The organism is Collinsella aerofaciens (genome assembly GCF_015555045.1).
Classification (GTDB): domain Bacteria; phylum Actinomycetota; class Coriobacteriia; order Coriobacteriales; family Coriobacteriaceae; genus Collinsella; species Collinsella aerofaciens_W.
In genome coordinates, this window is record NZ_JADNJQ010000030.1 from 1 (window position 1) to 24,716 (window position 24,716).

16 protein-coding genes and 1 tRNA gene are annotated in these 24,716 nt (G+C 61.1%); 11 read left to right on the forward strand and 6 right to left on the reverse strand.

Translation table 11 applies throughout. From position 1 onward, the window contains the following. Positions 1-117 precede the first annotated feature (117 nt). Positions 118-3,147 carry an insulinase family protein gene (locus I2E45_RS08755; RefSeq protein ID WP_195445730.1) on the reverse strand — a complete coding sequence of 1,010 codons (3,030 nt, stop codon included), beginning with the start codon at positions 3,145-3,147 and terminating at the stop codon, positions 118-120. A gap of 506 nt (positions 3,148-3,653) precedes the next feature. On the opposite strand from I2E45_RS08755, the gene I2E45_RS08760 reads away from it, so the two are divergent. Then, on the forward strand, positions 3,654-5,120 hold the full coding sequence (locus I2E45_RS08760) for an ATP-binding protein (RefSeq protein ID WP_195445732.1): 1,467 nt from the start codon (positions 3,654-3,656) through the stop codon (positions 5,118-5,120). 100 nt (positions 5,121-5,220) lie between these two features. On the opposite strand, the gene I2E45_RS08765 is transcribed toward I2E45_RS08760, so the two are convergent. Further along, positions 5,221-5,712 carry a hypothetical protein gene (locus I2E45_RS08765; RefSeq protein ID WP_035136794.1) on the reverse strand — a complete coding sequence of 164 codons (492 nt, stop codon included), beginning with the start codon at positions 5,710-5,712 and terminating at the stop codon, positions 5,221-5,223. Between the two features lie 215 nt (positions 5,713-5,927). Between I2E45_RS08765 and I2E45_RS08770 the strand changes: the two genes are divergently transcribed. Continuing rightward, positions 5,928-7,010, forward strand: coding sequence for an HNH endonuclease (locus I2E45_RS08770; protein WP_006235116.1), 1,083 nt, complete (start codon positions 5,928-5,930; stop codon positions 7,008-7,010). A 444-nt stretch (positions 7,011-7,454) separates the two neighbouring features. Here the strand turns inward: I2E45_RS08770 and I2E45_RS08775 are convergent, their stop codons facing one another. Both I2E45_RS08775 and I2E45_RS08780 read right to left on the reverse strand, forming a co-directional pair. Next, positions 7,455-8,141, reverse strand: coding sequence for a DUF5710 domain-containing protein (locus I2E45_RS08775; RefSeq protein WP_195445734.1), 687 nt, complete (start codon positions 8,139-8,141; stop codon positions 7,455-7,457). 226 nt (positions 8,142-8,367) lie between these two features. Continuing rightward, a tRNA-Val gene (locus I2E45_RS08780) sits at positions 8,368-8,442 on the reverse strand. A 289-nt stretch (positions 8,443-8,731) separates the two neighbouring features. Here I2E45_RS08780 and I2E45_RS08785 point away from each other — a divergent pair. The 3 genes from I2E45_RS08785 to glmM all read left to right on the forward strand — a co-directional run bounded on the left by I2E45_RS08785 (position 8,732) and on the right by glmM (position 13,631). Beyond that, complete coding sequence (locus I2E45_RS08785) at positions 8,732-9,754, forward strand: DMT family transporter (RefSeq protein WP_195445736.1); 1,023 nt, start codon at positions 8,732-8,734, stop codon at positions 9,752-9,754. Positions 9,755-9,903: 149 nt separating this feature from the next. Continuing rightward, complete coding sequence (locus I2E45_RS08790; RefSeq protein WP_195445738.1) at positions 9,904-12,216, forward strand: DUF4012 domain-containing protein; 2,313 nt, start codon at positions 9,904-9,906, stop codon at positions 12,214-12,216. A gap of 83 nt (positions 12,217-12,299) precedes the next feature. Further along, positions 12,300-13,631 (forward strand): phosphoglucosamine mutase, encoded by a 1,332-nt coding sequence (gene glmM / locus I2E45_RS08795; RefSeq protein WP_195445740.1) that lies wholly within the window; start codon positions 12,300-12,302, stop codon positions 13,629-13,631. A 137-nt stretch (positions 13,632-13,768) separates the two neighbouring features. Here glmM and I2E45_RS08800 read toward each other — a convergent pair whose 3' ends face one another. Beyond that, complete coding sequence (locus I2E45_RS08800) at positions 13,769-15,343, reverse strand: carboxypeptidase M32 (RefSeq protein WP_195445742.1); 1,575 nt, start codon at positions 15,341-15,343, stop codon at positions 13,769-13,771. 504 nt (positions 15,344-15,847) lie between these two features. On the opposite strand from I2E45_RS08800, the gene pheS reads away from it, so the two are divergent. The 6 genes from pheS to I2E45_RS08830 all read left to right on the forward strand — a co-directional run bounded on the left by pheS (position 15,848) and on the right by I2E45_RS08830 (position 23,426). Then, on the forward strand, positions 15,848-16,924 hold the full coding sequence (gene pheS, locus I2E45_RS08805) for a phenylalanine--tRNA ligase subunit alpha (protein ID WP_040359117.1): 1,077 nt from the start codon (positions 15,848-15,850) through the stop codon (positions 16,922-16,924). A 163-nt stretch (positions 16,925-17,087) separates the two neighbouring features. Beyond that, on the forward strand, positions 17,088-19,541 hold the full coding sequence (pheT, locus tag I2E45_RS08810) for a phenylalanine--tRNA ligase subunit beta (RefSeq protein WP_195445744.1): 2,454 nt from the start codon (positions 17,088-17,090) through the stop codon (positions 19,539-19,541). 245 nt (positions 19,542-19,786) lie between these two features. Beyond that, positions 19,787-20,869: a cobalt transporter CbiM gene (gene cbiM, locus I2E45_RS08815; RefSeq protein WP_117655679.1), complete on the forward strand. Its 1,083-nt coding sequence runs from the start codon at positions 19,787-19,789 to the stop codon at positions 20,867-20,869. Beyond that, positions 20,847-21,683 (forward strand): energy-coupling factor transporter transmembrane component T family protein, encoded by an 837-nt coding sequence (locus I2E45_RS08820; protein ID WP_117655680.1) that lies wholly within the window; start codon positions 20,847-20,849, stop codon positions 21,681-21,683. The genes cbiM and I2E45_RS08820 overlap by 23 nt, the downstream gene beginning before the upstream one ends. A 44-nt stretch (positions 21,684-21,727) precedes the next feature. Next, positions 21,728-22,498, forward strand: coding sequence for an energy-coupling factor ABC transporter ATP-binding protein (locus I2E45_RS08825; RefSeq protein WP_195445746.1), 771 nt, complete (start codon positions 21,728-21,730; stop codon positions 22,496-22,498). Between the two features lie 79 nt (positions 22,499-22,577). Then, positions 22,578-23,426, forward strand: a complete 849-nt coding sequence (locus I2E45_RS08830; protein ID WP_229058913.1) for a hypothetical protein — start codon at positions 22,578-22,580, stop codon at positions 23,424-23,426. On the opposite strand, the gene I2E45_RS08835 is transcribed toward I2E45_RS08830, so the two are convergent. After that, on the reverse strand, positions 23,423-24,496 hold the full coding sequence (locus tag I2E45_RS08835; protein ID WP_195445751.1) for a PDDEXK family nuclease: 1,074 nt from the start codon (positions 24,494-24,496) through the stop codon (positions 23,423-23,425). The two genes, I2E45_RS08830 and I2E45_RS08835, sit on opposite strands and share 4 nt — an antisense overlap. Positions 24,497-24,716: the final 220 nt, after the last annotated feature.

Below are 24,716 nucleotides of genomic sequence, written 5' to 3' on the forward strand. Positions count from 1 at the left end.
GGTTGGATGAGTTGATTTAGACTCAACAGCAACCAACCAGAGATTTACCAATTTCCAACCACTTGTTTTACATACCCGTAGATTTTCGGTCATGTCCCAAAAATCTACCTTTGTGCGTTAGCCCAACAGGTCGACTACGGTGAAGCCGGCGCTGCTCTTGGCGATGACGTCTCGGCTGCCAAAGACGCAGGTGGGCGACTCGGCTGCGATGCGCGTCACATCGGCGCCGAGCGAGCGCAGCTCACCGGGCGTAGCGGCGAGCATCTGGGCGCGGCGCTCCTCGCGTGCGTGCGGATCGAGCCCGGCCAGGTAGGTCGTGTTGCGGCGCTTGGTGAGCGTGTACGGCTTCACGGGCGCGTCCATGCCGCTCACGCAGCTCACGATAAAGCCCTCAAAGGCGGCCTCGTCGGGCTCAAAGCTGCCGAGCCATTCACCTGCGCGCTCCACGCGCTCAATCGAAGGATCGATTGCCGGGTCGCGGTAGGTGTAGAACGCCGCCTGGCGCTCGCCGGCTGCGCGGAATCCGCAGCCGTACGCGCCGCCCTTCACGCGGATCTCGTTCCACAGGTAGTCGTAGGAGAGTGCGTTGGCGGCAACCGCCCAGGTGCCCGTCACGTCAATGCCCAAGCGACGCGGGTCGCACGCGCTTGCCGCAAAGCAGATGTCGCTGGGGATGACAAAAGCCTCGTGGCGGTCGCACGGCGTCGGCACCACGAGCGCGTCGCGGCCGGCACCATCGCCCGCACCCAGCCCCAGGTCGCCCGCGGCATCCCAGTACGCGTCAAAGTCCTCGTCGCTGCCGGTAAAGCTCGCCAGGCAGCCGTCGGCCACAAAGATGCGGCCTGCCAGCTCGGCAAGCTTGGCACGCAGGCCGTCCAGGCGCTCGTCAAAGTGGTCGAGCAAATCGCGCAGGAACAGGTAGAAGTCTACGCCCGAGAGCTGCTCACGCACCACGGCCGAAGGCGAGCTGTAGCTCATCGCGCGACCGAGCGCCGCCGAGTGGCCGTTGTTGATAAAGCCCTGCTCAAGCCCAATACGAATCTGCGTGAGCACGTCGCGCACGCGGTCGGCATCGGCGTCCGCCAGCAATGTGCTCGACCACACCTCGCGCGGCAGGCTCGCCAGCGCGTCGATCTTTTCGGACAGGGCGCCGGCGCTCACCAGCAAGTAGGGGCGCACGCCGTCCACGTCGGGCTGGGTCATGACCTCGGTCGTAAAGCTCAAAAAGCCCAGCTTGCCGGCAAGTAAATTGTCGAGCTCCTCGGCCGAATGCTCGCGCGTGGGCAGCTGCTTAAGCAGGCGGCAGAGCAGTGTCACATAGGGCAGGTCCTCAAACGCGACGCAGCTCAGGTCGAAATACTGCATGGCGTAGGCCAGACGGTTGGTGGGGATGCCGTGGCGCAGGCAGGGGATGGGCGCGGTCGTGTCCACGACCAGTGGCGGCTCGGGGCGCGCCTCGCCAATGTCGGACACGCGCAGGCGCGGCAGCGTGGCCTTGGCCTCGGGTGTGTCTTCCGCCTCCTGCGCGGCACGCAGCGCGGCCGTGCGCTCGACCACGTCGGCCAGCTCGGCATCGGTCATGGCGTCCCGCTTGGCTGCCAGCTCGGCGGCCTCGGCACCCTCCGAACCCTCGGTGGCGTCCACCGGCACCAGCTCGACCAGTGCCATGTGATCGTTCTGCAGCACCAGCTCGCGCAGCAGGTCCTCAAAGTAGCTGCCATCCAGCTCGCCACGCAGCTCCTCGTACACCGGGCCGTACTTGAGCGCCAGCGTCGCGGCGTCGTCATCGTAGAGCCAGGTGCTCAGCGCGTCGCACGCAATGGCCACGCCGTCGGCGATACCGTAGTCGCGCTGGCGCAGGTCGTATTCGTTGCTGCTGATGATGGCTTCCAGGCGCTCGCGCGGAACGCCGTGCTCACACAGGTCGCGGCAGGCGTCCTGGAACACGCGACGTAGCTCGCGCGCCACGCCGGGCTGCGCGTTTTGCAGCATGATGAGCTCGTAGGGCTGCAGGCTTTCGGCCGCGGTGTAGCTCACCACGTTGCCGCCCAGGCCGGCGGCCAGAATGGCCTTCTTAACCGGCGCTTCGTTGGAGCCCAGCAGCGCCTCGAACAGGATATCCGCCGCGATCGTGCGCTTGCGGTCGAGCGCGCTGCCCAGCACCAGACCCAGGCCCACCAAGGCGTTCTCGGGCGTGGTGGCCATCTCGACGCGCTTATACTCGCAGGTCACAGGCTCCTGCACGTCCAGCGGATTGGGTGCCAGCGCGGACGGGTCCTCGCCGGCGGCAACGGCTGCGTCCATGCGGCGGCTCACGGCACTCGGCTGCGACAGATAGCGCTCGTCCAAAAAGGCCAGCGCGCGGTCCACATCTAGGTCGCCGTAGAGCGTGATGTAGGAGTTGGAAGGATTGTAGTGGCGCGCGTGCGTGTCCAGGAACTGCTCGTAGGTGAGCGCGGGAATCGCGCGCGGGTCGCCACCGCTCTCGTGTGCATAGGCGGTGTCGGGATAGAGCGCGGCGTTGACGGCATCGTCCAGCACACTCATGGGGTCGGACAGCGCGCCCTTCATCTCGTTGAACACCACGCCGTTATAACGCAGCGTGCCCTCGTGCAGGCTCGCGGCGCTGCTGTCGCCGTCGCCCTCCGGCAGGTCCAGTTCGTAGTGCCAGCCCTCCTGCTCAAAAATGGTGGGCTTGGTATAGATGGCCGGGTTGAACACCGCGTCCAGGTACACGTCCATCAGGTTGTACAGATCCTGCTCGTTGGTGGTGGCAACGGGGTAGATGGTCTTGTCGGGGTAGGTCATGGCGTTGAGGAACGTCTGCATGGAGCTCTTGATCAGGTCCACGAACGGCTCCTTGACGGGAAACTTGGCCGATCCGCACAGCACCGAGTGCTCAAGAATATGGAACACGCCGGTGGAATCGGCCGGCGGCGTCTTAAAGCCAATGGCAAAGGCCTTGTTCTCGTCGTCGCACGCCAGGTACAGCAGGCGAGCGCCCGAGGCAGTGTGTCGCAGCACGTAAGCGTCCGAGTCGAGCTCGGGCACGGTCTCGCGGCGCTCGACGGCAAAGCCGTGGCAGGTAGTGCCGGGCACCAGCAGTGCAGCGGCTGCGGCGCGCGGGTCGGTTGAGGTGGTGGGCATATGCAGTCTCCTTTGACGCCCCAGCGGGGGCGAATCGAGTCGAATCCACGAGAGTATACCCATATGGGGCCGCGACCCTGCGGCGAACTGGAGACGATGCAGCCGGATTGGGCATAGGTCCCGCGTGCCCGCCGCACGTGCGTGGAAAATTGGACACTCGCCAAACGAGAGTGGATATCCGGAAATCCTCGCTCGTCCATCACTCGCGTATCTCTCGTCTCTCATTCGTTTCTAATATGAGAGATGACAGGAAGATGAGAGAAAATTATGAGAGATAACTGAGCAGCAAAGAGACGGGCAATCATGGTATTGTCTCAATACCGATTGTTCTACCAGCAAAAATATGTATAAATGAAGCAAATGGTAGACATTCCATCTCTATCTATCTCTCTATCTCTAAGCCGAGAGATAGAGAGATAGATGAGAGATAATTACGAGAGATAACTGAGAGACGAGGGAAATCGATCCGCGGCATTCTCCGCAGGACCGAGCGAAAGGACGTGCAGATGAACGAAAACGAGCTGACCGGTCTGCTTGAGTCTTTAAGGCGTATGGGCTCGGATGATCTTAACGTCGAAGTGAAGGAGAGCGCCACGACGCTTTCCCGCGACGTGTGGGAAACGGTGAGCGCATTCGCGAACACTGCCGGCGGAACCATCGTGCTCGGAGTGAGTGAGCGCGCAGGTTTTGTCCCGGTTGAGAACTTCGAGACCGAGAAAGTGCTCAACCAATTTGTGTCAGGCATGGGTGATGCGGGCGGTCGAGGAAAGCTGGCCAATCCGCCTAAATACACGATCGAGCGAGTGGAGCTTCAGGGCGTCATCGTTCTCATCATTACGATTGAGGAGCTCGATCCGTCGAGCAAGCCCTGCTATGTCATAGAGCGGGGCGCCCAGGGCGGCAGCTACAAGCGCATCGATGACAAAGATGTCCCGCTTTCATCGACCGAAGTGCTCGCATTGGCGTCATACGGTCGAGCGACTCCGAGCGATCGGGACGCGGTGGCGGGTGCGGGCGCGGACAATCTCGACGAGACGCTGGTCGACCGTACGATAGATCGGGCTTTCTCGTTGACGCCCCGGGCAATGCGCGGCGCGCCGGACAAACAAACGAAGCTGGAGCGCCTAAATATCCTTGATTCCCAGGGCAATGTCACCAAGGCTGGACTCCTAGTTGTGGGCACCTACCCTCAGCAGTTCTATCCCAAGCTCTTCATTGACGTGGCTGTCCATGCGGGAACTCAGAAGGGCATGGCGGGGTCGCTGAGGTTCATGGACCGCACAATCTGTGAGGGAACGTTGGGCGAAATGATCTCGGATGCCGTCGCAGCCGTCGCCAAGAATTTGCGGCGAACCTCGACCGTCCAAGGCGTCTCGCGTGTCGACTCGCTTGAGATTCCCGAGGAGGTTCTGCGCGAGGCAATCGCCAACGCCGTAATCCATCGAGAATACGGGGATCGGTTCTGTGGACAATCGATTGCCGTCGACGTCTTTGACGATCGTGTCGAGGTGACGAATCCTGGCGGCCTTTACGGGGGAAAGACTCGCGAGAACTTGTTTGACGGCAGCTCCCGATGCCGTAACGCGACGCTTGTGAAGCTCATGTCGATTGTCCCGCTGCCGGATGGCGCAGGTTCGCCGGCTGAGGGCAATGGCTCGGGCATCCCGATGATGATCGATGCCATGCGCGCGCATGGTCTGGCCGAGCCCCTGTTCTGCCCGGGGTTCGATCGGTTCAAGGTCGTACTTTACCGTTCAAAGATCGAGCCGGTCGATCATGGCGGGGGCTTAATTGTGACGGCACTCAAACACTACGGCGAGCTGGGGACGCGCGAGCTGGCAGAGCACACAGGGCTCACAATTTCCCAGGTTAGGTCGCGCGTCAACGCGCTCATTGCTCAAGGCGAGCTTGAGCCCACGGCGCCGGCGACGAGCCGCAACCGCAAGTATCGACTGTCGGAGCGCGTGGGATAGATGCGTTAGTGGACGAGGCGACCCAATAATCGACCCTCGATTGGCGTCCATTAAGGTAAAGCGGTTGTTGCCCAGTCGACGGTGATGCTAAAGACTCGGCTTACGCCGGCATGGCCCCGAACCCGTCTATCAGGAACAGCCTAAGAACCAGCTTGATGACATTTCCCGGTTTGACTTCTGCCGCGTCAAAGACGTGGCGCTCGGCGAGCTCGCTGCAGTATGCATAGATGTCGCGGATAAGGTCCGCGCCCGAGAGCGTAAACATGTAGCCTGCGTCCGAAAGCGCATTGGGCGCGGCAGGCAACTTGGCCATGTGGCAGAACGTTTGCAGGTCGGGCGCCATAACGTTCTGGTAGTCGAGGTGGCCGTTGGCATCCTGCGCGGCAACCTCCAATTGGCGCACAAAATCCAGCGCCGCCGCTAACACAAAGCTCGGCGTAGGCGCATTGACGTCCTGAGTGGTCGCCACAAGCCTGCCCGCCGCCTGCGTGACAAGCCAAGCGACCTCGCGCTGGCAACGCACGGCCTTGCGCGTAACCGGCTTGATGGACGAAGAAGAAACGCTTCCCTTAGGCGGATTCGAAACAGCCACAAGAACCTCCCATGAACGACCCGGCCCAACAAGCCCGGATGAAACACGTGCTACATCAGTATACAGGGAAGTGGGGTAGCGGGGTACAAGCGCGCCAGCGGCAAACCGAGAGCATCAACGATGTGCCGATCGCGGAATGAGATCTCGTAATAATTGACTCTCGGCCATATTATTGAGGGGCATGACTCGCGTTCGTATGGTTGTAGGTGCTGGCGATGAACGACATTGACCTTGCTGTTCCGTTGATGGATGGACCAAGCTATGACCGCGCCTGCAGTCTCGTGCCTTCCGAATACGTTGAGGCATGGGAGTGGTTTCTGGGTGAGGAACAGCGCGGCGGCGTTTGGACCAGCCTTCCGCACCACACCAAGGAAGATAGTCCTCAGTATCAGTACCGTTTGAGAATTGGCTCGGACTTCTTTCCCGTAACGCGGGATTCAGGGATCTTCTGGCCGGGCCAGGATCGGGTGAAGCAAGATCCCAATAAGATCTTTGCGCTTTCGGTCCATAACTCTAAAAAGAGCTTCTACACCGATGTGCCTCCGCTCTATTTGGATGACGGTACGTGGGTCATTAAGTATTCGGTCCAAGCGCCAGGAGCCGTTGGTTCTCGAGACCAGAATTACAACCGTAAAATGCTCAACTGCATGGAATGTGGCGTCCCAGTCGGAGTCATATTTGCAACCGAGGTGGGCTATAAGGTGCTCGGCCTTGCGTTTGTTGAGCGGTTCGAGCCCGAAAATGGATGGTTTGTTCTGCACGGTCCTGTTCATAAAGGCGGACCGGACCCTCGTTTTGCGCCCGACATGAGTTATCTGAAGCACATACCCGTCGATATTGAGTTTGCCGGACAGGGTGCGACCGACGACGAAAAGGTCCGCTATGCGTTAAGGCGCGAGCGATTGGGGCAGCAATGGTTCCGCAAGCAGCTCGTTGCCGCCTATGATGGCCGTTGCGCGGTGTCGGACTGCGGCGTCAGTGAAGCTCTGGAGGCTGCACATATCGAGAATTACTCGGGACCCAAATCGCAGGTTGCCAGCAACGGTATTCTGCTTCGGCGCGATCTTCATTCCCTATTTGATGCTCACCTGATTTCGTTTGAGCCTGTTTGCGGCGAATATCGGCTGTGCGGATCGTACCTGCTGGATAAGACCGACTACGCTTCCTTTGCGGGTGCGACGCTAAGGCAGCCGGATGAGCGTCAGTGGCGACCCGATACGGTGTTTCTTGAGGCCCATCGCATTGAGTTCGATCGCTCGGAAAAGAAGCGTGAAAAGGCGGGGCTTCTGCCGTATTAGCGTATTTGGCTTTGGCATTCTTTGACGATCGTGTTGTTTGATCGGATCGCGTGGCGATGCAATCTCGCGCACGCCCGCCGGTGCATGCTCTTCCTGATTTGTATAGCGAGAGGGGAGCGTATATGAGCTGGCGAGGCGATATTGCGATGGGGAAGTACGGAAAACTGCCGTGTGCCCTTATAGACAACAATATGTTTCCGAGCGTAGAGGTTGATTGCGCGTCGTTTGTCGTCACCTGCCCTTGCTGCGGCTCGCAAATACCGTGTCTCGACATTCGGTTTATCGATGCGCGCGACAGACTCAGCGACGAAGTGAGAAAACGGACAGGCGTTCATATGCCGGTGTATCCGGAGAAATGCCCTGTTTGTGGCCTCGATATCGTGTACGACGCCGGCGACGAGGGATAGGTGATGCGGAGGAGTTGGCTGTGAGTGTCTTTTGCCTCTACAAATAAATCCCCTCACCGAGTTGCTTGTGGAACTCGGCGTGATGGTCGCGTGCCCAGGTAAAGAGCGCCTGGTCAAAGTCGGTACGCGTGACCGGGACGCCAAAGACGCCGGCAACTTCGACGCGTATAAACTCCAGTGCCGGCAGCTTGTTGATGGCAGTGAGGGCAAACGGGGACGAGGGCTCCTCGAACAGATAGCGGCTGCCTTGCAGCGCGTCGCAACTGGTGCACGTGTTGCCGAGCGACGGGGCTTTGGAGGCTCGCGCGCCTACGGGCTTGTAGCCGCAGCGCTTATGAAGGTAGTCGCGGATCTCGCCCGGTACGCAGCCAAGAGCGGGCACGATGGCGAGTGCGTTGGCGTTGGCCGTGTCGATGGCAATGTACCCGGCTTCGTTGGGCGCGTGCGCGATGGCGATGCTGTCGTCGTTATCGGTTCGATAGGGAATGCCGAAGGCCGCGACTGAGGTCTCTTTGTGACACTTCCAGCATTCGCGCTTGCCCAGTACTAGATATATATACGGCGCTGAGGGGTCGGATCGGTCAACACCGGGCAGCCACTCGGCAAAGGGCTCGGGGTTGACGCCGCTGGGTACATACCAGATCTTCTTGGTCCGGTCCCATTTGGCGCCCAGCGCCTTGGCTTCTTCTTTGTGCGAAAAGGGGACATCGAGCTCGGTGCGCATGGCGGCTCCTTGGTGCTGCAGGTGCAAGTGGCTCAAGGATACCGCAGGGCGCAGACATCGCGGCGTTTTGCTGAGAAGTTGCGGTGCGGACTGATTGGTTATGCCGATGGATAGATCGGCAAGTAGATGGTCGGCTTTTGGCTAGTTGGGCGGTTGGAACTGCCGGCGGATTTGGCGACATAAAACAAAACAGCCCAGAGGACATAGCCTCTGAGCTGCGAACATTTGGTGGGCGTTAGAAGATTTGAACTTCTGACCTCTTCCGTGTCAGGGAAGCGCTCTCCCCCTGAGCTAAACGCCCGATCAAGGGTGCGCAAGCGCGCAAGAGATAATATAACGGAGCCTGAACTCGGTGGCAAGAACATTTTTAAAAATCGCTTACATTGTGGAATTCGGGGGCTTTGTCGCATCCATTTCAAAAGAGCCTGCTGCCGCGATTTGGCTGTCGCATAATGCAAGGCCATTGCGGTATCGAGCTATGGAAAGACGCCTGCGGAATTGTCCTACCGATAAGCGGACAAGCCTCCAGCTGGTGACTTCGCCGTGGTAAGGTAAACCGAATTGTTTCCAGGCTGTTTCGGGGGAGTGGAATGAGCAAAGAGTGTGTCGAGCAGGTCGAAGGCGCAGGGGCTTCGGTGCCGATGACCGATATATCGAACATTGATGTGCCCGAGGGCACCGACGAGCTCAGCCGCAACACCCGTCGCGCATGGCGCGACCGCCTGAACAGCGCTTCGACGCGCAAGATGATCACGGGCGTCTTGGCTACGCTGGTGGGCGGTTCGTTTTGGGGCTTCTCGGGCACCAGCGCGAGTTTTTTGTTCGATACCTACCATGTCGATACGTTGTGGCTTATGAGCATACGGCAGATTCTCGCCGGTCTACTCTTTATGGCCGTGGTTGTTACGCGCGACCGCGAGCGCCTGATTAAGCTCTGGACCACACCCGCCGATCGCAAGCAGCTGCTGCTCTTTACCGCCTTTGGCCTGCTGTTCAACCAGTTTTGCTATCTTTCGGCCGTGCGCCTGACGAACGCCGGAACCGCGACGGTGCTCCAGTGCCTGCAGCTCGTTATCATCATGGGCTACGCCTGCGTGACCGATCGCCGTATGCCGCGTACTCGCGAAGTCATCGGCATTGGCCTGGCTCTGGGTGGAACCTTTTTAATCGCCACCGGCGGCGACCCCACCAGCCTGAATATCTCGCCGCTTGGCCTGGCAGCAGGTCTTATGTGTGCGGTCAGCGCCGCGTGTATGGCGGTGATTCCCGCCAAGATCCTGCCCGAATACGGCAGCCCCATCGTCACGGGCTCGGCAATGCTCACGGCGGGCGTGGTCTCGTGCGTCTTCGTGCAGCCCTGGGCGCATATGCCGGCGCTCGACGCTGCCGGCATCGAGGCGCTCGCGGTGTTCGTGGTTATCGGCTCGTTTTTTGCTTACATGCTTTATATGCAGGGCGTTAAGGACATCGGCTCGGTGCGCGCGAGCCTCATCGGAACTGTGGAGCCCGTCTCGGCGACCATCACCAGCGCCGTTATGCTGGGGACGGTGTTTTTGCCGACCGACCTTATCGGCTTTGTCATGATCATCGTGATGATGTTCCTCACGGTGTAGCTGGCGCCGCCGCCAAGACAGAAAAGGTGTTGTGCCGCATTTCCGCCAATTGATGTCCGTGTCTGGAGTTTAGCTGTCGATGCTCAAAATGCCATAAACTAGTAACGTTATGGACTTTTTCATTGCGACTCAATTGCGAGGATTTCTTTATGGCTGGTAATCACTTTAAGGGCAGCGATAGCGGCCGCCCTGCAGTTCCGCCGCGTCCGAACGGGGCTGGTAAGGCCGGCACGCCGGGCGGCGCTGGACAGGGCGGTTCCGGTAAGCGCGTGTCCCCGGGCGAGACGGCGATGTTTACCGCTCTGTACGAGCAGTCTCAAAAGGCAAAAAAGACCGGCCGTGCAAGAGGGAATGTCTTTGCGGACGGTGCAACCTTCACGTCGCAGCCGAGCGGCGCTCCTTCGGTACCCGCGAACAACGCGGGTGCTGCCAACGCCGCGAATGGCGCCGGCAACGTTAATGCCGGCAAGGCCGACAACAATACTCCCTCTGCCGGTGGCGCGGGGCTTACGGGTAACCTCGGCACGATTTACACCGGCGCCTCCGAGACTGGTACGTTCGCCCGCCTGGATGATAGCGGTGCCGAGTTTGCGGGCTCGGGTTCCAAGGAAGATTATTACGATTTTGGCTTGAACTACGGTAGCGACGCTTCGTCGAGTTCGACCTCTGACGGTCTGGTCCGTCATCGCCATCGCAAGGGCGAGCGCAAAAAGCGTCACACCGGCGCCATTATTGCCGCTGTAGTCGCGGTGCTTCTCGTTGCGCTTGGCGCAAGCGGCTTTATGCTGCTTAACTCGGCAAAGACCGTAAAGAGCGAAGCGAAGGAGGCTGTCGAGATCGTCGGTGGCCTTAAGGACAAGGTCACGTCGGGCGATTTTTCGACGCTGCCTGACGACGCGAAGAAGATCGATGAGCTCTGTAACAGCATGAAGGCGAAGACCTCGAGCCCGCTGTGGGCGGCGGCTTCGTTTATCCCGGTGTATGGCAGCGATATCAATGCGGCCCGCACCATGATTGACGCCCTGTCCGATGTCTCGAGCAATGCGCTGGTTCCCATGGCCGACAACCTCTCGCAGGCTACGCCCGGCAAGCTGTTCCAGGACGGCATGATTAACGTGTCCGCGCTACAGGCGGTCGCCGATTCGCTTTCCAATAGCTCGAAGGTGTTCAAGAGCGCCAACGAGAAGGTCCAGGGCATTGGCGATACTCATATTTCCCAGGTGACCGAGCTGGTCGATAAGGCCAAGGACGGCTTTGCCACCCTCAACGGCGCGGTTGACGCGGCGGAGAAGGTCGCCCCCGTCCTTCCCCAGATGCTCGGCGCCAACGGCCAGACGCGCAACTACCTTGTGTACGCCATGAACAACGTCGAGATTCGTGCTTGCGGTGGCTTTGGCGGTTCGCAGGGTCTGATTTCGGTCACCGACGGCCAGATGTCGATTGGCGAGTTTGTTCCCTGCATTGCGCGCAGCAAAGACGAGGCGGTTGAGAGCGTCGACGAAGAAGATGAGACGCTGTTTGGTGACCACAGCAACCTATACATCTCGGGCAACACCTATTCGCCCGACTGGCCCCGTAATTCGCAGCGTGTCGCCGCGCTGTGGAAGTCTGAATATGGTCAGGACGTCGATGGCGTCATTGGTATCGATCCGGTATTCCTGCAGTATCTGTTGGGCCTCGTGGGTAATGTTTCACTGCCCGACGGTACAGTCGTTGACGGCACTAACGCGGCGAAGGTGCTTATGCATGATGTGTACTGGAACTATCCGGTCGAGGAGTCGGACGGCATCTTTGCATCCGTCGCCAGCGCTGCCTTCGACAAGATCCTTGGCGGTATCGGCGACGTCGATGTTGCGAACCTTGTCAGCGCCGTTGAGCGCGGTGCCGAAGAGGGCCGCCTGATCGCGTGGATGAAAAACGATGACGAGCAGAACGCTATCAAGGAGATGAACATCGACGCCTCACTGCCCGATCCGGATGACCCGAGTGAAGATCCCGTTGCTGGTGTCTACTTTAACAACCTGAGCTTCTCCAAGCTCGACTGGTATCTGAACGCCGATACGCAGATTGGTCAGGGCGTGAAGAACGGCGACGGCGCTTGCTCGTATCGCATCACCGTTACCCTGACGAACATCATGACGCAGGAGGAGGCAGGTAAGCTGCCCGACTACGTAGCGGCCAGTGCGCCTGGGACCTCGCGTGACGATGAGCGCTTGTATGTATCACTGTTTGCGCCGACAGGCGGCAGCATTACCGATCTAAACGTCGAGGGGACTCAGTTTGGACTGTTCGCTGCCACTTGGCACGGAGTTCCCTGCTATTCAGGAACCGTTGACCTGCATGCTGGCGAGACGACGACGATCACGTATACGCTGACCACGTCGGCCGAGGCGGGGGACAAGCCGCTTACGCTGCGTCAGACTCCTACATGCCAGGCGGCTCGCGACAGCGCGTCGGCGTAGGGTTTTTCTGGTAGCGCAGATAATCGAGTACCATTTTGGGGCGGACAGGCAATCTGTTCGCCCCTATTTTGTAAGGAGAGCGCATGAAGTACTTTGGCACCGACGGCTTTCGCGGTGAGGCCAACGTTGGGCTGACGGTAGAGCACGCTTATAAGATTGGCCGTTTTGTGGGCTGGTATTACGGCGCCAACCGCAGTGCTAAGGCGCGCGTCATCGTGGGCAAGGACACACGTCGCTCGAGTTATATGTTTGAGGCGGCGCTGGTGAGCGGCCTGGTCGCGAGCGGTGCGGACGCCTATATGCTGCACGTGATCCCCACGCCAGGCGTAGCGCATCAGACTGTGGAAGGCTGCTTCGATTGCGGCATCATGATCAGCGCGAGCCACAACCCGTTTTGCGATAACGGCATTAAGCTCGTCAACAGCGACGGCTTTAAGATGGACGAGGACGTGCTGGAGCTCATCGAGGACTACATCGATGGCAAGAGCGAGGTGCCGCTGGCCACGGGCAACCACATCGGCGCCACGGTGGACTACATGCAGGGTCGCAACCGCTACATTGCTTCGCTCATTGCAAGTGCGAACTTTTCGCTGCAGGGCGTCAAGATCGGTATCGACTGCGCCAACGGCTCGGCTTCCTCGGTGGCCAAGCCGGTGTTTGACGCGCTCGGTGCCGACGTGCGCGTGATCAATGCCGCGCCCGATGGCTTTAACATCAACGTCGACTGCGGCTCCACGCATATGGAGCGCCTGCAGCGCCATGTGGTGGAGCAGGGCCTGGACGTGGGTTTTGCCTACGATGGCGATGCCGACCGCTGCCTGGCCGTGGATGAGCGCGGTCGCGTGGTAGACGGCGACCAGATCCTGTACGTGTGCGGCGTGTATCTGAACAAGCACGGGCGCCTCTCGGGCGGTACCGTGGTGCCGACGATTGCCAGTAACTTTGGCCTTGTCAAGTCGCTGGAGCTTGCCGGCCTGAGCGCCGTGACCAGCGGCGTGGGCGACCGTCACGTGTATGCCAAGATGCGCGAGGGCGGCTTTAGCCTGGGCGGCGAGCAAACGGGTCATACGATCTTTGGCGATATCGAGCGCACGGGCGACGGCATTATGACCTCGCTGCGCGTGATGGAAGTGATTCGCGCCGAGCGCGAGACGCTCTCGCAGCTCACAGCTCCGTGCAAGCTGTTGCCGCAGGCGCAGGTTGCCGTGCGCGTGGCCGACAAGGATGCCGCGCTCGAGAACATGGGCGTGCAGAATGCGATCGCCGAGGCCGAGGCCGCGCTGGCGGGCGAGGGCCGCGTGCTGGTGCGCAAGAGCGGAACCGAGTCGGTGATTCGCGTTTTGGCCGAAGCCCCCGACCAAGCCGCCGCCGACACCGCCATGAAGCGCATCGCCAACGCACTCGAAGCTCTGTAGTTACGCGGTTTTACCAAACCGCGTAACTGCTCGACGCTGCAAACGGCTCCAAGTGCCGGGTCTCTGGCTTAGGTGGAAAAGGGGGCGCCGCGGATAGATCCTGCGGCGCCCCTTTGAGTTAACGTGCTAGTAGGGCTTTACAGCTCGTACAGCGTGGTGAACTTGTCCTGCAGGTAGCTGCAGTAGTAGCGGGCATCGAACGCCATGCCGCACGCGCCCTTGATGAGCTCCGGCGCGTCCTTGGCGCGGCCCCACTGCCAAATGTGCTCGCCGAGCCAGGCGCGGACGGGTCCCAAATCGCCGCTCGCGCAGGCGCCGTTGAGGTCGACGCCGTCGCGGCACATGGCCGGCACAAACATGGCATCGTAGGCGCTGCCCAGCGCATATGTGGGGAAGTAACCAAACGAGCCGCCGCTCCAGTGCGTATCCTGCAGGCAGCCGTGCGTGTCGTCGGGAACGGGAATGCCCAGGTACTCGTCCATAAAGCGATTCCAAAGCGCGGGGATGTCCTTGGCCGTGGCCTCGCCGGCAAACAGCATGCGCTCAATCTGGTAGCGCACCATAACGTGCAGCGGATAGGTGAGCTCGTCGGCCTCGGTGCGGATCAATGACGGCTGCGCGATGTTCACGGCGTGGTAGAGCGTATCCTCGTCCACGCTGCCATAGACCTCGGGCGCGTGACGGCGCAGCACCTCGAGCAGCGGACCCATAAAGGCGCGGCTGCGACCCACGGTGTTCTCGAAAAAGCGGCTCTGACTCTCGTGGATGCCCATGGAGGTGCCGCCCTCAAGACAGGTGCGCGCATAGGCAGGATTGACGCCCAGCTCGTACATGGTGTGTCCTGCCTCGTGGATGATGCTATAGACGTTGGAGATGCAGTCATTTTCGTAGATGTGCGTGGCAATGCGCGCGTCGCCCACCGAGAAGCCCTCGCTAAACGGGTGCTCGGTAAAGGCGAGTGTGGTGTCGTCCAAGTTCAGGCCGACGAGCTTCATAAGGTCGAAGCTCATGGCACGCTGGGCGGCCTCGGGCACGCGGGCGTGCAAAAAGTCGGCGGCGGGCTGCTGGCCGCGCTCGCCGATGGCGTGCACGAGCGGCACGACGGTGGCCTTGACCTCGTCGCAAAACGCGTCGAAGCTCTTGGCGGAAAGGCCGCGCTCGTACTGGTCGAGCCAAACGTCGTATGGGTCGCGCTTGGGGTCCATGAGCTCGGCCTGATGCTTGAGCTGGCAGACGATCTTGTCCACATAGGGCTCAAAGCTCGCCCAGTCATTGGCCGTCTTGGCCTTGTGCCACACGGCATCGGCCTCGCAGGTGAGCCTGGTCCAGGCCTCGGCCTCCTCGGTGGGGATGGCGCTTGCCTCGCGCTGGTCGCGGCCGAGTACGCGAATCTCGTCGAGCAGCTGCGGGTCGTCGATCTTGCCGCCGGCGACGGTCTCGCGTGCCAGCGAGCGCACAAGCTCAACGGACTTTTTGCTGGTCAGGAGTTTGTGATGTTCGCCGGCAAGGGTGCCCATGGCGTCGGCGCGCGCTGCGGCGCCATGGGCGGGAGCAATGGTCGCGCCATCGAACTCGGCAATCTTGAGCAGGTACTCGCGGGTCCACAGCTTGCCCTCGAGCTTGCGGAGCTTCTTGATGCCCTTGCCCGCCTTGGCGTTCTTAGAGGCCTTGGCCACGGCGGCTTTGGCCTTCTTATCGAGTTTCTTTCCCATACCATATCCTTGATCTCGCGAGCCGTGCACCACGGGTGGGCGCACGGCCAGTTTGCACAGCTACCCGACTTGTACCCAGTGCGAACAAAACGGAACGCGGCGATATGCTCGCAGAATGTGTTATCCTATAGCCCAATGCGTTGACGGAGAGGGTTTTGCCCGTCGCGTCGCCGGCAAGAGAGGGAAGGTCATGGGCTGCAAGCCTTCCTGCGGTGGCAAGGGCCAAGCGTTCACTCCCGAGCAGCGACCTCAACGGGCACGCGGCCAGCGGCGGCGAAGCCCCAGTAGGGAAGCCGTGAGCCTCGCGATAAGGGGCGCAGAGTGGGCGCGGCGGGCCAGACATCCGCCGGGTCAAACAAGGTGGTACCGCGGAATTCAACCGTCCTTGGGCAATACACATGCCCGAGGACGGTTTTTTGTTACCGAACCGGGCCGCGTTTTCGCAACGTCAGACGGCGGCAGCCGCCTCGGCAAGCGGGGAGCGCGAGAGACGAAAGGGAAGACATGAGTCTGATTGATGATCTGGTCAAACTCGAGGAAGAGGCCAAGGAGCTCGTCGCAGGCGCCGATGACGCCGCAAAGCTCGAGGCCGCGCGCGTTGAGCTGCTCGGCCGCAAGGGCCGCATCACTGGCCTGATGCGTATGATGGGCAAGCTCGCCCCCGAGGATCGTCCTGTGATGGGCAAGCGTGCCAACGAGATGCGCCAACTGATCGAGGGCATGCTCGACGAGCGCACCACCGAGATGAAGGCCGCCGCCCTCAAGCACGCTCTCGAGCACGAGGCCGTCGACATTACCCTGCCGGGTATCCGTCCGCAGATCGGTCACCAGCACCTGATCAAGCAGATCATCGAGGAGGCCGAGGACATCTTCTGCGGCATCGGCTACACCGTCGAGTCCGGTCCCATGGTCGATACTTCCTACTACAACTTCACTGCGCTCAACGCCCCCATGGATCACCCGAGCCGCTCGGCCCGCGATACCTTCTACGTGGTCGACAACAACCCTGGCAGCGTCGCACACCCCGAGGCTCACGCCCATGGCGAGTCCGACGTACTGCTGCGCACCCAGACTTCGGGCGTGCAGATCCACACTATGGAGTCGCAGAAGCCGCCCATCTACATGATCTGCCCGGGCACCGTCTACCGTCCCGACACGGCCGACGCCTGCCACCTGCCGCAGTTCAACCAGATCGAGGGCCTGGTCGTCGACGAGGGCATCACCTTTGGCGATCTTAAGGGCACGCTCGACTACTTTGTTAAGTGCATGTTTGGCGAGGACCGCAAGACGCGCTACCGCCCGCACTTCTTCCCCTTCACCGAGCCTTCCTGCGAGGTGGACGTGAGCTGCCACGTGTGCGGCGGCAAGGGCTGCAACTTCTGCAAGCACAGCGGCTGGATCGAGATCCTGGGCTGCGGCATGGTCGACCCCAACGTCCTGATCAACTGCGGCATCGACCCCGAGAAGTACACCGGCTTCGCCTTTGGCATTGGCGCCGAGCGCGTCGCGGCCCTGCGCTACGACCTGCCGGACCTCAGAACGCTCATGACGGGCGATATGCGTTTCCTGAATCAGTTTTAGGCTTGCCCAGGCACCCCATCTTGGCGTTCAAACCGTCGCTCGCGTACCTTTAAGTACGCATCGCTCCTCTTTCACGCCAACCTGGGGCACCTGGACAACCCTAAGGTGAACGTCTTCATTTGATATTCCTCCCTTTGCGGAGATTAAGAACTAGGAGAGCTACATGCGCGTTTCTTACGACTGGCTCAAGACCATGATCGATATTCCGGAGGATCCTAAGACCCTTTCGGACGAATACATCCGTACCGGCACTGAGGTCGAGGCGATCGACACCGTGGGCGAGTCCTTCGACCACGTGGTGACCGCCAAGGTGCTTACCAAGACCCCGCACCCCGATAGCGACCATATGTATGTATGCTCGGTCGACGTGGGCGACAAGAACCTCGACGCCGACGGCAACCCCGCCCCGCTGCAGATCGTCTGCGGCGCGCAGAACTTTGAGGCCGGCGACCACATCGTCACGGCCATGATTGGCGCTGTGCTTCCCGGCGACGTTAAGATCAAGAAGAGCAAGCTTCGCGGCGTCGTGTCCATGGGCATGAACTGCTCTGCGCGCGAGCTCGGCCTGGGCGGCGATCACTCCGGCATCATGATCCTGCCCGAGGATACGCCCTGCGGCATGCCGTTTGCCGAGTACGTGGGCTCGAGCGACACCGTGCTCGACTGCGAGATCACGCCCAACCGTCCCGATTGCCTGTCCATGATCGGCATGGCCCGCGAGACCGGCGCCATTTTCGACCGCGATTTCCACGTTGAGCTGCCCGCCATCAAGGCCGAGACCGGCCGCGCGACCGACGACGAGCTTTCGGTCGAGATTGCCGACGAGGGCCTGTGCGACCGCTATGTCGCCCGCATCGTGCGCAACGTGAAGGTCGGCCCCTCGCCCGACTGGATGGTCAAGCGCCTCAACGCCCTGGGCGTGCGTCCGCACAACAACATCGTCGACATCACCAACTATGTGATGATGCTCACCGGTCAGCCGCTGCATGCCTTTGACCTGGACACCTTTGCCGAACGCGATGGCCATCGCCGCGTGGTGGTTCGCGCCGCCCAACAGGACGAGAAGTTCACGACCCTCGACGGCGAGGAGCGCACGCTCGACGCCGGCATGGGCCTCATCACCGACGGCGAGCGTCCCGTGGCGCTGGCCGGCGTTATGGGCGGCATGGATTCCGAGATCGAGGATGACACCGTCGACGTGATGGTCGAGAGTGCCTGCTTCAACGCCGGTCGCACCTCGCACACCAGCCGCGACCTGTCGCTGATCTCCGATGCCTCCATCCGTTTTGAGCGCCAGGTCGATGAGACCGGCTGCGTGGATGTCGCCAACGTTACCTGCGCGCTGATCGAGGAGATCGCCGGCGGCGAGGTCGCTCCCGGCTACGTCGACGTGTTCCCCGCGCCCAAGACCATCGACAGCATCAAGCTGCGCCTGGCCCGCGTACACGCCATTTGCGGTGCCGACATCGAGCCCGAGTTTATCGAGCGTTCGCTCACCCGCCTGGGCTGCACCGTCGAGCGCGACGGCGAGGACTTTATGGTCACCCCGCCGAGCTTCCGTCCCGACCTGCCGCGTGAGATCGACCTGATCGAGGAGGTCCTGCGCCTGTGGGGTATGGGACGTGTGACGGCGACCATTCCGGCTGCCAAGAACCACATCGGCGGCCTGACCCGCGAGCAGAAGCTCACCCGCAAGGTCGGCGAGATCCTGCGCGCCTGTGGCCTCAACGAGACCACGACTTTTGGCTTTGCCGCCCCGGGCGACCTGGAGAAGATCGGTATGTCCACCGAGGGCCGCGGTTGCCCCGTGGTGCTCATGAACCCGCTGGTGGCCGAGCAGACCGAGATGCGTCGTTCGCTGCTGCCGGGCCTGCTGCAGTCCGTTGCCTATAACGAGGCCCACGGCACGCCCAACGTGCACCTGTACGAGGTCGGCAGCCTGTTCCACGGTCGTGAGAACGCCAGCCTGCCCAAGGAGACCAAGTCCGTGGCGGGCGTGCTCTCGGGTCAGTGGAGCGAGCAGTCCTGGAACATGAAGTACCGCAAGCTGCGCTTCTTCTTTGGCAAGGGCATTGTCGAGGAGCTGCTCGCCCAGCTGCGCATCGAGAAGGTTCGCTTCCGTCCCGTCGAGGGCGAGGGCTACGCTTTCTTGCAGCCGGGTCGTGCGGCCGAGGTTCTGTCCGGCGGCACCGTGCTGGGCTGGGTCGGCGAGATTCACCCCGAGGCGCGCGAGGCGATGGGCATCGATGAGGTCGTCGTTGCCTTTGAGCTCGATCTGGACAAGCTGATCAAGGGCGCCCGCAATCAGGAGAACTACCGCGAGTTCTCGCAGTACCCGGCTGTTGAGCACGACCTGGCTATCGTGGTCGACAACTCCGTGACCTGCGAGGACCTTGAGCGCCGCATTACCAGTGCCGGCGGCAAGCTACTCGAGGGCGTGCGCCTGTTCGACGTCTACCGCGATCCGGTCCGCGTGGGCGTGGGCAAGAAGTCCATGGCCTTTGCGCTTACGTATCGTTCCGACGACCACACGCTCACCAGCGAAGAGGTCGAGAAGGCACACCAGAAGATCGTCACCAAGGTGTGCAAGGGCGTAAACGGCGAGGTCCGCGGCTAGGTCTTGCGCTGGGTATAGGCCAGCGGTGGCTGCCGCCGAGTCCTACGTGACCGCTATGCTCGGTATAAGGCGCTGCTGAGCCTGCATATATGACACGCGCATTACATAACGGCGTGCTGCTTTGTCGGCAGCGCGCCGTTTTGCTATGATAGCCCGCGGCGTGTTACGAATCTAACAATACGTAACACTCTTAAGGTGATTTAAGCGGCGTTGCGATTCCGTGCGCCGGCAACCGGGAGGCGTATATGCACATTCCAGACAACTACCTGTCTCCGCAAACCGATGCCGTCATGGCGGTGGCGATGGTGCCTGTTTGGGTCCACTGCATCAAAAAGGTGCGCGCCACGCTCGATCGCGAGCATATGGCTTTCCTGGGCATTTGCGCCGCGTTCTCCTTTTTGCTCATGATGTTTAACGTGCCGCTGCCCGGCGGTACCACTGGTCACGCCGTTGGTGGCGCGCTCATCGCACTGCTGCTGGGTCCCGAGGCCGCGGCTATCGCTGTCTCGGTCGCGCTGGCGCTGCAGGCGCTGCTGTTTGGCGACGGCGGCGTTCTGTCGTTTGGCGCCAACTGCTTTAACATGGCCTTTGTGCTGCCGTTTGCCGCTGCTATCGTGTTCCGTGCGCTCAACAGCCGTCTGCACGACAAGAGCTGGGGCACCTCGGTTTCTGCCATCGTGAGCGGTTGGGTCGGCCTGTGCCTGGCGGCCCTGTGCGCGGCAATCGAGTTTGGTATTCAGCCGATGCTCTTTACCAACGCTTCGGGCGCGCCGCTGTACTGCCCCTTCCCGCTGTCCGTGGCTATTCCGGCCATGTTGATCCCGCATATGCTGGTTGCCGGCGTGATCGAGGGCGTGGCGACGGCCGCCATCTACGGTTTCATTAAGAAGACGGCGCCGAGCATTATCGTCGGGTCCGAGGCCGTCGATGGCCAGCTTGCCGCCGATGGTACCGCCAAGAAGACTTCCCTGATTCCCACGCTCATTCTGGTCGCCGTGCTCGTGGTGGCCACGCCGCTGGGCCTGCTGGCCACCGGAGACGCCTGGGGCGAGTGGGACGCCGAGGGCGCCGCGACTGCCGTTCAGGAGGCTGGCGACGACAGCCTGCAGGCTTCGGTCGGCCTCGATACTCCGACCTTTGCCGACGCGCTGCCCACGGGTGATTACCTGCAGGCCTATTCCGAGGAACAGGGCCTTGGCTTTGCCGGCCAGGCTGCCATGTATATCCTTTCCGGTGTGATTGGCGTGGCGGTGCTCACCATCGCATTCCGCCTGATCTCGCTGACGGTCAAGGAAAGCGGTGCTCATGGCAATAGCCGAGCTGCCTAGCTGGCTTGCGGTCGAGCAGCGTTACGAGCCCGTGGGGGCTCGGCATCGTGTGATGCAAAAGAATGTCCTGCACCTGGCGAGCCTGCTTGAGCGGGTTCGCCTGGGTGGAGGCGCGCACGAGGGCGGGTCGATGGTCGACCGCGCCCTTTCTTGCGTTTCGGCTCCGGTGCGCCTGGTGGGGATGTTCGTTTGCGTCCTGTGCGTGTGTCTGACGCAAAGCCCGCTGTACCTGATGTTGATGGCGGCGATCGCGTTGGTGCTGGTCGCGGTGCGCCCCGCACGCGGGCTGCGTGCGACCTTTGTACCGGCGCTCGGCGCCACGGGGCTTGCGGTGGTTCTGGCACTGCCTGCCCTGCTGCTGGGCGCGTCTGCCACGGGCGCCATGCTCAAGATCGCGCTCAAGACCTTCATTAATGTGTCGCTGGTGCTGGGCGTTTCGTGGACGCTCTCCTGGAGCCGCATGTCGGCGGCGCTCAAAACGCTGCACCTGCCCGATGAGGTTATCTTTACGTTTGATATGGCGCTCAAGCATATCGAGGTGCTGGGTCGCACGGCGCACAATCTGTGTGAATCGGTCATGCTGCGCAGCGTCGGTTCCGCGCCTGCGGGTTTTTCGCGCACCGACTCGCTGGCGGGTATCATGGGCATGACGTTTATCAAGGCGATGGAATGCAGCCGCGCGATGGACGAGGCCATGCTTTGCCGCGGCTTCGCCGGCGTGTATCCGGCGCCTGCACGGAGCGGCTTTGGCTGGCGCGATGCCGTTTACGCGGCCGTTGTGGCGTTGCTCGCCGTGTTGTGCGCGGTGCTGTAGCGCGGTCGGTCGAACCGTCGATGTGAGTAGGGAAGGGCGACGTTTTGGCAAACGATACGAATAACGCGATGGGTGCGAGCGGTGCTGCCGGCGCTGAGACCACGCCGCTCATCGAGTTTCGCGACGTGGTGTTTTCCTATGCGGGTCATACGGTGGTCGACGGCGTTTCATTGCAGGTGAGCCGTGGGGAGCTCGTTGCTCTGCTCGGTCCCAACGGCTGCGGCAAGACGACGATCATGCGCCTTATCAACGGCCTTGAGCTTGCGGACGCGGGTGCGTACCTGTTCGACGGGCATGCGGTCGATGCGGCATATCTCAAGGATTCCGCGACGGCCCAGCGGTTCCATCAGCGCGTGGGCTTTGTGTTCCAAAACGCCGATGCGCAGCTCTTTTGTGCCACGGTCGGCGAGGAAGTCGCGTTTGGCCCGGCTCAAATGGGGCTGCCGGCAGACGAGCTCGAGCGCCGCGTCCGCGATGCCATGGAGCTGTTCCAGGTTGCCGATCTTGCCGACGTCTCTCCCTATCAGCTCTCGGGCGGGCAAAAGAAGCGCGTTGCGCTGGCTGCGGTGGTGTCGATGAACCCGGATATCCTGGTGCTCGACGAGCCCACCAACGGACTTGACGAGGACTCGTGCGACATCGTGGTCAACTTTCTACTGGCCTATGTTGCTGCCGGCAAGACGGTCTTGATGAGCACACACCATCAGGATTTGGTGCGGCGCCTGGGTGCCCGCGCCATCTATATCGATCGATATCACCATGTGGTTGAGGCGCCGGTGTCGTCGTATGGAACCGAGAGCGGCGCTGCGGAATAGTTGCTGCGTAGAGCGTGCGTAGCCGCCCGCGCGGCTTTGCCGTGATGGTATAGTTATCCAGGTTTTTATGGGGGTGGCTATGCCAAGCTGGAACATTCATATCGCTCAGACGGAGCGTTTGCTGGAGCGCACCGGTGCGCTTGCCAATAGCGTGCGCGACCGCAATGCCTTTTTGTTTGGCTGCGTGGTTCCGGATATCTTCGTGGGCTATATGGTCCCTGGCATCGCCGATCCCATCCCGTACCGCATTACGCACTTTGCAAAGCCCGAGCCTATCCCCAAGCCTCGTGAGCATGAGTTCTGGGATACCTATGTGGCACCGTTGCTCAAAGGGGCGCCTGTTGGTACGCCGGCTGCCGCGACCTCGATTGTCGAGGAGCGTGAGCGACTCAATCGTGTACATTATCCCCAACGTTACAAGGACGCCGAGCCGGTTGCCGGTCCCGGTGCTAGTGAGCTTTCGCTCGCGCCCGATGACGTGGCGCAGTCGCTGCTCGATCTGACGCTGGGCGTTTGGTCTCACCTCGTGGCCGATACCGTGTGGAACACCCGCGTGAACCAGTACCTGGAGGCGCACGGCGGCAAGCCGTGCGAGGAATTCCGCATTAAAAAGCAAGGCGACTTTGACTGGTTTGGCAAGACGCTCGGCATCGTTTCTATCCCGCGTGCGACCGATCGCCTCTATACCGCGGCGGCCCAGTTTGGTCAGTATTCGATTCCGCAAGAGTATGTGCTCAAGACCATTGGCGTCATGCACGAGATTGTGCGCGAAAACCCTGGTGAGCCCGATCATCCGCCATACCGTCTGCTGACCGAGGAGTTCTTCGACGCAACGTTTACCGAGGTCGTCGAGCTAACCGAGGCGGGATTTGCCGCCCGCGTCGAATCGTCTGATGTGCCTGCGCTGCCCCTGATTGCTAGCTGCTAGCTGGCCGGCCCGGCAGTGAACAGCTCATCCCAATTGACCAACAGCTCCCGTCGCAGGGCATCTTCGGCGGTGCGTTCCTGATCGGTCTTTGGGGTGTAGGGAAGTCCAGCCTTTTTATGGATGAGTTTGGCTAGGTTGCCAAAGCCCCTTTTGTCCTTGATCTGATCATAGGTAATTTGGATGACGTCGTAGCCCATGCTTGTGAGTGCGGTGGCGCGCTCGGCATCGGAGAGGCTCGCGGCTTCGCTGTCGTGGGCGGAGCGGCCTTGGCATTCAAGGATGACGCCCATGCTGTCGGTACCGCTTTCTATGAGGATATCGGCGTAGCAGCAGGTTTTGTCATACAGCGAACGCGCGGCTTCGCTGAGCGGGATGCGCGCGTTATTGGTGATGTCGATGCCCATGCCGCCCTCGTCGCGGGGGAGCGAGACAAGCATGGAGGTTTGTACTTCGAAGGGCGAGGCGGTCTGCCCTGTCATGTGCTCGGTCGCCCAGCGCAGTTGTTTAACGCCGCGCAGGCCTGCGGCCTGCTTGGCGAACGCGGCGATATCCGCTGCGGAAAGAAGCGGCGTGCACTTCCACAGGTTAGTGCCATTGCCCTTGGTGTTGACAACACGCTCCCAGCCGCAGTTGGGTGGAATGAGCTTAAGTGAAATAGCTTCATCGAGTTGTTGTTGCGTTCTTTCACAGGGCTTAAACACTGCAAAGGAGCCGCACATCTCGTAGCAAGCCATGAGTAACTGGCTGCGTGAGACCTGCGTGGCAAGGCTGAGCAGCGTGAACTCCGGGGACGTGACATCAAATCCATGCTCAGTCTGCCTAAACGACCCGGGAGGTGGCTCTTGGGTCAGGAGGTGTGACTTGAACAAACTCCGTGATCCGACTTGCTCGCGACTGAACACAAATCGATGAAGCGGCATATGAAGAAGGTCTTCAACAAGCGCATGGTTCCCAAGGGCGCAACACCTGCGATCCATGTTGTCTAGACTGACAGCGGGGTAAAGTCCTAATACCTGCGGCGGGATACGGTAATAGTTAAAGGCGGATTGACCGCATAGCGTCAGGTCCATGACGTCCTCCTGGTCGAAATATGCTTTTGGACCGTGCGATGCCAGTGTCAATTCGGAAGTATGCGGCAAAATCTAAACCCTGTGAGCAGACCTGGCTTTTGAGGCTAGTTTATCAGGCATTTTGTTGCGAAAAAACGAGGTGTGGTCGCGCGCGCAGACGTGGTGTAAGAGTGTCCTGAGGTCCGTCGCTGCAAGTCCCGATGTTACTCCTTCTTGAGAC

What these genes read in the sequence shown, in the direction of transcription:
- I2E45_RS08755 (WP_195445730.1), bottom strand. Translation starts at nt 3,147, where the DNA reads ATGCCCACCACCTCAACCGACCCGCGCGCCGCAGCCGCTGCACTGCTG.
- I2E45_RS08760 (WP_195445732.1), top strand. Translation starts at nt 3,654, where the DNA reads ATGAACGAAAACGAGCTGACCGGTCTGCTTGAGTCTTTAAGGCGTATG.
- I2E45_RS08770 (WP_006235116.1), top strand. Translation starts at nt 5,928, where the DNA reads ATGAACGACATTGACCTTGCTGTTCCGTTGATGGATGGACCAAGCTAT.
- I2E45_RS08775 (WP_195445734.1), bottom strand. Translation starts at nt 8,141, where the DNA reads ATGCGCACCGAGCTCGATGTCCCCTTTTCGCACAAAGAAGAAGCCAAG.
- I2E45_RS08785 (WP_195445736.1), top strand. Translation starts at nt 8,732, where the DNA reads ATGAGCAAAGAGTGTGTCGAGCAGGTCGAAGGCGCAGGGGCTTCGGTG.
- I2E45_RS08790 (WP_195445738.1), top strand. Translation starts at nt 9,904, where the DNA reads ATGGCTGGTAATCACTTTAAGGGCAGCGATAGCGGCCGCCCTGCAGTT.
- glmM (WP_195445740.1), top strand. Translation starts at nt 12,300, where the DNA reads ATGAAGTACTTTGGCACCGACGGCTTTCGCGGTGAGGCCAACGTTGGG.
- I2E45_RS08800 (WP_195445742.1), bottom strand. Translation starts at nt 15,343, where the DNA reads ATGGGAAAGAAACTCGATAAGAAGGCCAAAGCCGCCGTGGCCAAGGCC.
- pheS (WP_040359117.1), top strand. Translation starts at nt 15,848, where the DNA reads ATGAGTCTGATTGATGATCTGGTCAAACTCGAGGAAGAGGCCAAGGAG.
- pheT (WP_195445744.1), top strand. Translation starts at nt 17,088, where the DNA reads ATGCGCGTTTCTTACGACTGGCTCAAGACCATGATCGATATTCCGGAG.
- cbiM (WP_117655679.1), top strand. Translation starts at nt 19,787, where the DNA reads ATGCACATTCCAGACAACTACCTGTCTCCGCAAACCGATGCCGTCATG.
- I2E45_RS08820 (WP_117655680.1), top strand. Translation starts at nt 20,847, where the DNA reads ATGGCAATAGCCGAGCTGCCTAGCTGGCTTGCGGTCGAGCAGCGTTAC.
- I2E45_RS08830 (WP_229058913.1), top strand. Translation starts at nt 22,578, where the DNA reads ATGCCAAGCTGGAACATTCATATCGCTCAGACGGAGCGTTTGCTGGAG.
- I2E45_RS08835 (WP_195445751.1), bottom strand. Translation starts at nt 24,496, where the DNA reads ATGGACCTGACGCTATGCGGTCAATCCGCCTTTAACTATTACCGTATC.